Source organism: Arthrobacter sp. Y3223164, assembly GCF_059091005.1.
In genome coordinates this window covers 1-9,503 of record NZ_JBNHGF010000081.1, presented here as the reverse complement: position 1 = coordinate 9,503, position 9,503 = coordinate 1, and the positions used below count along the sequence as shown (strand labels likewise).

The following is a 9,503-nucleotide window of genomic DNA, read 5'->3' as shown; positions in this document are numbered from 1 at the left end:
GCACCTCGAGCATCCCGGCGTGGGCCAGGGCCTTGACCGCCTCGCGCAGCGTGCCGCGGGAGACGCCCAGACTCGCCATCAGTTCCGGCTCCGGAGGGATCCGGGACCCCAGCTGCCACCGCCCCGCCGCGATGGACTCCCGCAGCCTGGACGTGACTTCCTCCGCCAGCGGCGGCCGCTGGAGCGGGCCGGACCTCACGCCTGAGCCTTCCGCACCAGGCCGCTGACCGCGTGAGCCAGCAGCAGTTGCAGGGCCGCGCCGGCCACCAGGAGCACCAGCGGTACGGTCCAGTCGGCGAGTGCATCGTGCAGCAGGCCGAGGCCGAACGGGCCCAGGGCGGCGAAGAGGTAGCCCACCGATTGGGCCAGCGTGGACAGTGCGGTGGTCTCGGACGCACTGGAACCGCTGCGGCTGATCACCAGCATCAGCAGCGGGAAAACCCCAAAACCCAGTCCGATCAAAACCGCGGGCAGCACGGCGAGCTCGGCGGGCAGCACGAGCAGGGCGAGGTAGCCCGCCAGCGACGCCGCGCAGGTGATCATGAAGGCCGGCCGCAGCAGGCCCGGGCGCGCCGCCATGGACAACAGCAGGACGACGGCGGGGATGGACACCAGCTGGACCAGCGCGAGCAGCTGCCCGGCGGCCGCGGCATCCACCCCGCGCGAGATCAGGATGTACGGCAGCCAGCCCATCACGGAATAGACGAGCAGCGCCTGGATGGTGAACAGGCCGGTGAGCAGCGCGCCCTTGCGCGTTAGCAGCAGCGGCCACGGCGACGAGTGGTCCCGGGTCCGCGTGCCCGAACCGCGCCTGCCGGCCACGGCCATGGGAAGGAACACCGCGAGCCCGACGACGGCCAGCAGCGCCCACGCGGCCAGCGCGAGCGACGGCGAGTCCAACTGCGCGGCCAGAGGGACGCTGATGGCCGCGGCCAGGGTGGCGCCGACGGACATGGAGATGGTGTAGGCCCCGGTCATCGTCGACGGCCGGTGCGCGAAGTACTTGCGGATGAACGCCGGCAGCGCCACGTTGCAGACCGCCAGTCCGGACATGGACACCACCGTGCCGGCCAGCAGCATCCCGACGGATTCGACTCCGCGCAGGCCCAAGCCCGCGATCAGCAGTGTCAGCGCGAGTGCGATGGCGCGTTCCAGCCCCATGCGGCTGCTCAGCCAGGCGGTCGCGGCTCCGGCCACGGCGAAACACAGCACGGGAACGGTGGGCAGCAGTGCGGCGACCAGCGGCCCGTACCCCAGCAGTTGCTGCAGGTCGTGGAAGAGCGCGGCCGCGCTGGCAATACCAGCCCGGAGGTTCAACCCGATGAGTATCACGGCGGCTACGGCCGCGGCGATGAACCAGCGGCGGTGCGCGGCGGCGGGCGCCGGGGCAGCCTCCTGCACGTTGAGCTCCGGCACCAGAGCCTCGGCGAACTCCCCCGGAGCCTCGTCGCTGCCCGGCGCATGGTCGCCGCCCGGCGCGTGGTCGCTGCTGCCGCCGCCGGGCTGTCGCTCCAAAATCATTCTCTAAACGTTAGACGTTTGATGTCTGAGGCACCAAAACCGACGCCGGCGCCTCGGGCGGCGTAAGGCTGCCCGGGGTGCCGGCATCGTCGGCGCAGAACCCGCCGCCTAGTTGGCGAAGACGTCCTGCAGCGTGCCCTGCGGGGCCCACAGTGCTATGGAGTCGCCGCCGTTGTTCAGCAGTGACGCGGTGCCATTGCTGTAGTAGGCCTCTGCGCTGTTGGTGCCGGGACCGGTGTAGACCCGCAGCTCCGCGCCGGGGGCAAGCACGTAGCCCGCGCCGACCGTCAGGATATTGTTCGCCGCGTCGCGGATGATGTAGCCGCTGGCGTCGATGCTGTGGTTCGCCGTATTGCGCAGCACCACGTGCTCGCCGGTCTCCGGCTGGACGTCGCTGCCGGCTGGGTCGTTCACCGCACCGGCGATTTCCAGGCCGGTGCCCGCGGGGAAGGGCTTCCGCCCGTCCAGGTATCGCATGGTCTGGATCGGGAAGTCACCCGTGACGGCATCGACGCCGAGGTCGATGGAGTGCTGGACGGCCTCGGGCGAGTTGGCGGTGTAGACGCCGACGACCAGTCCGGCGGCCTTGGCATCTGCAACATTCTGCGCCGTCAGGGTGCGGTAGTTGGTGCCGATCGAATCGGCAAAGGCCGCCCACGATTCCAGCGTGGCCGGACCCGGGACGGTGCTCGAGAGCTGCTGCAGCGCGATCTCGGGAGCCAGGCCGGCGAAGGTGCGGTTGGAGGCCTCGTCGAAGCCGAGGACCTGGACCTTGTCGGCGGCAACAAGCTTCGTCCAGGCGGCATCGGTGCGGAGCTCGTCGGCGACGAGCTGTTCGATGCCCGGGGAGTTCTTCGGCGACTTGATTTCGATGTACACGCCGGTCTTCACCGTGGCGATCTTCGCCGCGTCGTCCAGGTGCGGGATCCGCTCCCCTTGGTACTTGGCGCCGAAGTAGGATCCGGCGTCGAGCTGCTGCAATTCATCCCAAGTAAAGGACGTGATGGGGTCCCCGGCACGCTCGGGGAATACCTCCTCCACGTTGGTGGTCCGGGCCGGAGTGTCGTCGTGGAACAGGAACGGTACGCCATCGGCGCTGAGCTGGACGTCGATCTCGAAGAAGTCGGCGCCGGAGGCGCGCCCGTCCTTGAAGGCCGCAACCGTATTTTCGGGGGCGGTGCCGGCGGCCCCGCGGTGGCCGATCAGCAGCGGGGCTTCATCCTGCGCGCCCGGGTTGTTCTGCGCGCCGGCCGCCGGGGCGGCCACGAGGGTAGCGCCGACGGCGACGGCCGCGGCGGAGGTGGTCAATGTTCTGAGCAGGCGAGATGCCATGGGATATGACGCCCTTCGTAGTGGTTGTCGGGTTTCCCCGCCATCGAGCTTCACAGCGCCGGTGATCCTGCGGGCCAACTGGCTGTGAACTCGGGGTGAAAGGAAACACCACTGAGGGCGGGGACGTGGAACCGGCGGGATCGGACCGCCAACGGAAGCCGCCACGGCGACGCTAGACTCGGAGGGGCATGAACACTTCCGCCAATACCCCGAGCTCGGTGCGCGTCGATGCGTGGCTGTGGGCCATCCGCGCCTACAAGACCCGCTCCGCGGCCACCGCCGCCTGCCGTGCCGGACACGTGCGGCTTAACGGCAACCCGGTCAAGGCCTCCCAACCGGTGGTCCCGGGCGACACCCTGCGGGTGCGGCAGCCCGGCTACGAACGGATCCTGGAAGTGCGCCGTCTGATCGCCAAACGGGTGGGAGCCGAGGCGGCCTCGCACTGCTTCACGGACCACACGCCGCCGCGCCCGGCGATTCCCTCGCTCGGAATTCCGCAGCGCGACCGGGGTGCCGGCCGGCCGACCAAGAAGGACCGGCGGGAGATGGACAGGCTGCGCGGCCTCCACTAGGAACGGGAGCGTGGAAGCCGTTCGGTGGTCCCTGGGAACGGGAGCGATGCGGCGCTTCGGCGGGCGCTTCGGCGGCCGCTGGGAACGGGAGCCCGCAAGCCGTTCGGCCGCCGCTCAGGACGGCCGGATGGCCCGGTGCTGCACCGCCCCGCCTGCGCTGCCTGCCAATTCACGCCGCGCCGGGCTTCTTACTTCCATGCCGTGAGCGTAACTCACTTCACATAACCGGCCGGACGGTACAAGATGGAAACCGGAGACGGCCGCGCCGCCGTCCCGCTGCTATGTCATTATCCGAAGGAGATCAGGGCTGTGACCACCACTTCCCACGCCGCTTCATCCACCCAGCCGGGCTACCGGGTCCAAAACCCGTCCACCGGCGAGGTGGTCGAGGAATTCCCCACTGCCACCGACGCCGAGGTCAAGGACGCCCTCGCCAGGTCCCAGGCTGCCTACACAGCGTGGAAGGCCACGCCGATCACGGACCGCGCCAAGGTAGTGTCCCGCATTGCGGAACTGTTCACCGAGCGGGCCGACGAGCTCGCCGCGATCATCACCGAGGAAATGGGCAAGCCCCTGTCCGAGTCCAAGGGCGAGGCCGAGTTCTGCACCGACATTTTCAGCTACTTCGCTACTGAAGGCCCCGACCTGGTGGCGGACCAGGAAATCAAGGCCATCGGCGGCGGCCGCGCCATGATCCAGAAGCTGCCGGTCGGCCCGCTGCTGGGCATCATGCCGTGGAACTACCCCTACTACCAGGTGGCCCGCTTCGCCGCGCCGAACCTGATGCTGGGCAACACCATCATCCTCAAGCACGCCGAGACCTGCCCCCGCTCCGCCCTGGCCATCCAGAAAATCATGGACGACGCCGGCGTGCCCGACGGCGTCTACATCAACCTCTTCGCCAGCCACGAGCAGATCGCGGACATCATTGCCGACCCGCGCGTGCAGGGTGTCTCGCTGACCGGCTCCGAGCGGGCCGGCGCCATCATCGGCGAGCTCGCCGGCAAGAACCTGAAGAAGGCCGTCTTGGAACTGGGCGGCTCCGATCCCTACGTGCTGCTGGACACCGACGACGTCAAGGCCGCGGCCGAGCAGGCGTGGGCCACCCGCATCGAGAACACCGGCCAGGCCTGCAACTCCAACAAGCGCATGATCGTCATGGAGGACATCTACGACGACTTCGTGGCCGAGCTGACCAACCTGGCGAAGGACCTCAAGCCCGGCGACCCGGCCGAAGAGGCCGAGGGAACCTACGCCCCGCTTTCCTCCCGGGCGGCGGCCGAAGGACTGCACGAGCAGCTCAAGGACGCCGTCAACAAGGGTGCCACGCTGCACGCCGGCGGCACCCTGCACGATGGCCCCGGCGCCTACCTGGCCCCGGCTGTTCTGACCGGCGTCACTCCGGAGATGCGAGCCTACCGCGAAGAGCTGTTCGGCCCGGTGGCCGTGGTCTACAAGGTCAGCAGCGACGAGGAAGCCCTGGAACTGGCCAACGACACCGACTACGGGCTGGGCGGCGTCGTCTTCTCCAAGGACGAGGAGCGCGCCCGCAAGATCGCCCAGCAGCTGGAGGTGGGCATGGCCAACGTCAACGGCGTCGGTGAAGGCGCCGACATCCCGTTCGGCGGCGTGAAGCGCTCCGGCTTCGGCCGCGAGCTTGGCCCGCTGGGCATGGACGAATTCGTCAACAAGCGCCTGTTCTACATCGCCGACTAACCGGTCCGGCATCCACTGATCAGCAGGCGCCCTTCCCGCTCGCGGGAGGGGCGCCTGCTGATCTTTGCTTTCTGAGACGGCCAGGGTTTGGAATGGCGGCGTGCAACAGCGCTTTAACGGTGCCGTCGCAGTCCGCCCGCGAGGCTCGCTGGCGTCCTCGCAGCCTGCGAATTTGGCCCGGATGATGGCCGGGACGCCTCCTACCGATGACAGATTCGCGCGGCGTCGGTACATTCACAAGACTGGTGCTGAAGCTTTACGGCCGGCTGCACCGATTGTATTTACCCGCCGGACGCAAGGCATGTCATGGACTTTCAGCCCGAGCCCCAGACCAATACGGCTTCCCAGCCCAGTTCCGCTCGCGAATCGGCGCGCCCGTCTCGGGCACCGAACAGTATCGCGGCCGGATATCTGGCACTCATGGCCCGCATGAAGTCCGCCGGTCTACTGACCCGCCGCAGGGGCTACTACATCACCCTCTTCGCCGTGCTCATGATGCTGCTCGCCGCGGCGTGGACGGGGTTCTCGTTGCTCGGGAGCAGTTGGTTCCAACTCCTGATCGCGGCAGGGATGGGAATCCTGTTCACCCAGTTCGCCTTCCTGGCGCACGAAGCGGCCCACTGGCAGGTCTTCGAGAACAAGCGTGTCAACGAATGGGCTGCCCGGCTGGTTGGCACCTGCCTGGTGGGCATCAGCTACGCCATGTGGATGCGCAAACACACCAAGCACCATGGGTTTCCCAACACCGTGGACAAGGACCCGGACATCAGGACCGGGTCCATCGCCTTCCACCCGGACGCTGCGGCCGGGCGCCGCGGCGCGATGGTCCGTGTCACCCGGCTCCAGGGCTACCTGCTGTTCCCGCTGCTGCCGTTCCTGGGCTTCAGCCTGTACGCGGATTCCTTCAAGTACCTGGTCCGGCAGGCCAAGGTGGAGCACCGCTGGCTGGAGCTGGGCATCCTCGCGGCCCGCGCAGCCGTGCTGCTCACCGTGGTCTTCTGGCTTCTGCCCTTGGGGCAGGCGTTCGCGTTCATCGGCGTGCAGATGGCGGTCTTCGGCTTTTACATGGGCGCATCGTTTGCCCCGAACCACAAAGGCATGCCGATCTATTCGAAATCCAGCCGGCCGGACTTCGTCACCCGACAGGTGACGGCCTCCCGCAACATCCGCGGCGGCTGGATGATGGACCTGCTGATGGGCGGTCTGAACCGCCAGGTCGAACACCACCTGTTCCCCGACATGCCCCGTCCCTGCCTGAGCAAGGCGGCGCCGATGGTCCGCCAATACTGCCGCGAGCACTCGATCCCGTACACGGAGACCAGCCTGCTGGCCTCCTATGCGGCGATAGTCCGCTACCTGGGCGCCGTCGGAATAGCCGCCTCCGATCCCTTCCACTGTCCGGTGGCGGATATCTACCGCCGGGTCTGAGCCCGCGCGGGCCCGGATTCCTTGCGCCCGGGGCGTCCTCCCTGTCTGCGCTGGCATGGACACCGGCTGGGCCAGCACAGAGAATGGGCGCATGGACCTGCCCGTGATGCCACCCGTTCCGCCCATGCTGGCCAAAAGCGTGGCCAAGATCCCCGACGGCGGAATGACGTACGAGCCGAAATGGGACGGCTTTCGGTCAATCATCTTCCGCGATGGCGACGAGGTGGAGATCGGCAGCCGGAACGAGAAGCCCATGACTCGCTACTTCCCCGAACTGGTGGACGCGTTCCGTGAGCAGCTGCCCGAGCGCTGCGTCGTGGACGGGGAGATCATCCTGGTGGGCGAAGGCGGCGACAGGCTCGACTTCGAGATGCTGCAGCAGCGCATCCATCCGGCGGCCAGCCGAGTCAAGCTCCTCTCGGTGCAGACTCCCGCCCGGTTCGTGGCCTTCGACCTGCTCGCCCTCGGCGACGACGATCTGACCTCGCGCCCCTTCGAGGAACGGCGGGCCGCGCTGGAGAAGGCGCTCTCCGCCGTCGTCAATCCCATCCATCTGACCCGGGCCACCACCGACCCGGTGGTGGCCGAGCGGTGGTTCGGAGAGTTCGAGGGGGCCGGGTTGGACGGCGTGGTGGCCAAGCCCTTGGACGGAAAGTATCAGCCGGACAAGCGGAGCATGTTCAAGATCAAGCACGAGCGCACTGCCGACTGCGTGGTCGCGGGCTACCGCGTGCATAAGAGCGGGCCGGGCCTGGTGGGCTCGCTGCTGCTGGGCCTGTACAACGACGGCGGAACCCTGGTGCACGTGGGCGTGGCCGGGGCGTTCAGCATGAAACGCCGCAAGGAACTGTTTGAGGAGCTGCAGCCGCTGATTGCCGATTCGGACGGCCATCCCTGGAACCGCGAACAGCACGAGGCCGGCGAGCGCACACCCCTGACCACGGAGGGCAGCCGCTGGAGCGGCGGCAAGGACCTGTCCTTCGTGCCGCTGCGCCCGGAAAGGGTGCTGGAGGTCAAATACGACCACATGGAGGGCGAGCGCTTCCGGCACACCGCGCAGTTTGTCCGCTGGCGGCCGGACCGCGATCCGGAGTCGTGCACCTACGGGCAACTGGACGAGCCGGTTTCCTACGACCTGAACGACGTGCTGCTGTAGCGCGCCGGGCCGGGACTCAGTCGCCGGGCCGGGACTCAGTCCCAGCGGCCCGCTGACGCCGGCCAGGTACCCCGGTGACGAGCCGACGGCGGCCGGGTTCCTCAGCGCCAGCCGGCGGCCGGTGCCACGTGCTGCACGATGTTGCCCAGCATCTTCACGTTGTACTCCACGCCCAAGTAGTTCGGCACCGTCAGCAGCACCGTGTCCGCGGCCTGCACCGCCTGGTCCCGGGCCAACTCGGCGGCGATCTTGTCCGGATCCCCGATGTAGCTCCTGCCGAACCGCGAGCGCGTACCATCGAGCATGCCGACCTGGTCGTGCTGGTCGGCCTGGCCGCGGAGCCCGAAGTAGCGCTGGTCTTCGTCGTCGACAATCGGCATCACGCTGCGGCTGACCGACACCCGCGGAACATGCGCGTGGCCTGCCTTCTGCCAAGCCTCGCGGAACAGGTGGATCTGCTCGGCCTGCAGTTGGTCGAAGGGCACGCCGGTGTCCTCGATCAGCAGGGTGGAGCTCATCAGGTTCATGCCCTGCTCCGCGGTCCACACGGCGGTGGCGCGGGAGCCCGCACCCCACCAGATCCGCTCCGGCAGCCCCGGGGACGTGGGCTCCACGGGAAGCATGCCGGCATGCCTGCCCTGGAGGTGGTTCGGGTCGGCGGGGACCATGCCCGCACCCGTGATGGCCCGGCGGAACACCGCGGTATGGCGCCGGGCCATGTCCGCATCGGTCTCGCCCTCGGCCGGCCGGTACCCGAAGGCCGCCGCACCGTTCAGCGCCGGCTCGGGTGACCCGCGGCTGATCCCCAGTTGCAGCCGCCCGCCGCTGATCAGGTCCGTGGCCGCCGCCTCTTCGGCCATGTAGAGCGGGTTTTCATAGCGCATGTCGATCACGCCGGTGCCGATCTCGATCCGGTTGGTCCTCGCGGCGATCGCTGCCAGCAGCGGAAACGGCGAGGACTGCTGCCGCGCGAAGTGGTGCACGCGGAAATACGCGCCGTCCACCCCAACTTCCTCGGCCGCAACGGCGAGCTCGATGCTCTGCAGCAGCCCTTCAGCGGCGGTGGGAACCGGCGAGCCGACGGCGGGGCTCCAGTGGCCGAAGGACAGGAAACCGATGCGCTTCATATCCGCCACAACCCCGCCGCCGGTACTTCAATTCCCTAGCTCCCGTGCGGAACCACCACGGCTCGGCCGCTGAGCTCGCCGGCCTGTAGCTTGCGGTAGGCCTCCAGCGCATCGTTCATGCTGTAGCGCTCGATCTCCGGAACGATCTGCCCGGCCTTGTACATGTCCACCACCTCGTGCAGGTCCTCGATGGTGCCCCAGTAGGTGTTCGTGATGACGGACTCGTACGGGTTGGTGAAGAAGCTCCACTCCAGCGTCCCGCCGGCGATCCCCACCACCGTCAACCTGGACAGCCGGGCCATGGAAGCGGCGGCGGTCTTGACGGTCGGGCCCACGCCCACGAAGTCGAACGCGGCATCGACGCCCCGGCCGCCGGTGATGTCACGGATCCGCTCGGCCTGCCCCTCGCCGCCGGAAACGGTCACGGCGCCGGCCTCTTCGGCCTTGCGCATCGCTTCTTCCTTCATGTCGGTGGCGATGACGGTGGCGCCGGTCAGCGCCCTGAGGATCTGCACGGCGATCTGGCCCAGGCCGCCCAGCCCGATGACCAACGCGTACTTGCCGCCGCCGGCCAGGTGCGGCAGCGACTGCTTGATGGCGTGGTACGGAGTCAGCGCAGCGTCGGCCAGCGGCGCCGCGGCCCCCGGAAAG

At 68.5% G+C, this 9,503-nt stretch carries 9 protein-coding genes; 4 read left to right on the top strand and 5 right to left on the bottom strand.

The genetic code is table 11. From position 1 onward, the window contains the following. The 3 genes from AC5RUJ_RS06530 to AC5RUJ_RS06520 form a co-directional block, all read right to left on the bottom strand. Positions 1 to 199 (bottom strand): FadR/GntR family transcriptional regulator (locus AC5RUJ_RS06530; RefSeq protein ID WP_494155690.1); only part of this gene is annotated, 199 nt, incomplete at its 3' end. Further along, the gene (locus AC5RUJ_RS06525) at positions 196 to 1,521 is read right to left on the bottom strand and encodes an MFS transporter (protein ID WP_494128449.1); all 1,326 of its coding nucleotides are present in this window, start codon (positions 1,519 to 1,521) and stop codon (positions 196 to 198) included. The genes AC5RUJ_RS06525 and AC5RUJ_RS06530, both read right to left, overlap by 4 nt. Before the next feature lie 108 nt (positions 1,522 to 1,629). Then, entirely contained in the window at positions 1,630 to 2,829 is a 1,200-nt protein-coding gene (locus AC5RUJ_RS06520; RefSeq protein WP_494155689.1) for a glycerophosphodiester phosphodiesterase family protein, read from the bottom strand. Positions 2,830 to 3,041: 212 nt separating this feature from the next. Here AC5RUJ_RS06520 and AC5RUJ_RS06515 point away from each other — a divergent pair, with 212 nt between their 5' ends. From AC5RUJ_RS06515 to AC5RUJ_RS06500, 4 genes are all read left to right on the top strand, one after another. Then, entirely contained in the window at positions 3,042 to 3,425 is a 384-nt protein-coding gene (locus AC5RUJ_RS06515) for an RNA-binding S4 domain-containing protein (protein ID WP_494049370.1), read from the top strand. Between the two features lie 309 nt (positions 3,426 to 3,734). Continuing rightward, the gene (locus AC5RUJ_RS06510) at positions 3,735 to 5,141 is read left to right on the top strand and encodes an NAD-dependent succinate-semialdehyde dehydrogenase (RefSeq protein WP_494012965.1); all 1,407 of its coding nucleotides are present in this window, start codon (positions 3,735 to 3,737) and stop codon (positions 5,139 to 5,141) included. Between the two features lie 420 nt (positions 5,142 to 5,561). Continuing rightward, the gene (locus AC5RUJ_RS06505) at positions 5,562 to 6,569 is read left to right on the top strand and encodes a fatty acid desaturase family protein (protein ID WP_494128447.1); all 1,008 of its coding nucleotides are present in this window, start codon (positions 5,562 to 5,564) and stop codon (positions 6,567 to 6,569) included. Positions 6,570 to 6,660: 91 nt separating this feature from the next. Next, the gene (locus AC5RUJ_RS06500; protein WP_494073936.1) at positions 6,661 to 7,725 is read left to right on the top strand and encodes an ATP-dependent DNA ligase; all 1,065 of its coding nucleotides are present in this window, start codon (positions 6,661 to 6,663) and stop codon (positions 7,723 to 7,725) included. Between the two features lie 101 nt (positions 7,726 to 7,826). Here the strand turns inward: AC5RUJ_RS06500 and AC5RUJ_RS06495 are convergent, their stop codons facing one another. Continuing rightward, on the bottom strand, positions 7,827 to 8,852 hold the full coding sequence (locus tag AC5RUJ_RS06495; protein ID WP_494128446.1) for an LLM class flavin-dependent oxidoreductase: 1,026 nt from the start codon (positions 8,850 to 8,852) through the stop codon (positions 7,827 to 7,829). 35 nt (positions 8,853 to 8,887) lie between these two features. Further along, positions 8,888 to 9,503: zinc-binding dehydrogenase (locus tag AC5RUJ_RS06490; protein WP_494155688.1), on the bottom strand; the 616-nt coding region annotated here is incomplete at its 5' end.

Excerpts from the sequence above, each read along its gene's own strand:
- AC5RUJ_RS06525 (WP_494128449.1), bottom strand. The coding sequence starts at position 1,521 with ATGATTTTGGAGCGACAGCCCGGCGGCGGCAGCAGCGACCACGCGCCG.
- AC5RUJ_RS06515 (WP_494049370.1), top strand. The coding sequence starts at position 3,042 with ATGAACACTTCCGCCAATACCCCGAGCTCGGTGCGCGTCGATGCGTGG.
- AC5RUJ_RS06505 (WP_494128447.1), top strand. The coding sequence starts at position 5,562 with ATGGCCCGCATGAAGTCCGCCGGTCTACTGACCCGCCGCAGGGGCTAC.
- AC5RUJ_RS06500 (WP_494073936.1), top strand. The coding sequence starts at position 6,661 with ATGGACCTGCCCGTGATGCCACCCGTTCCGCCCATGCTGGCCAAAAGC.
- AC5RUJ_RS06495 (WP_494128446.1), bottom strand. The coding sequence starts at position 8,852 with ATGAAGCGCATCGGTTTCCTGTCCTTCGGCCACTGGAGCCCCGCCGTC.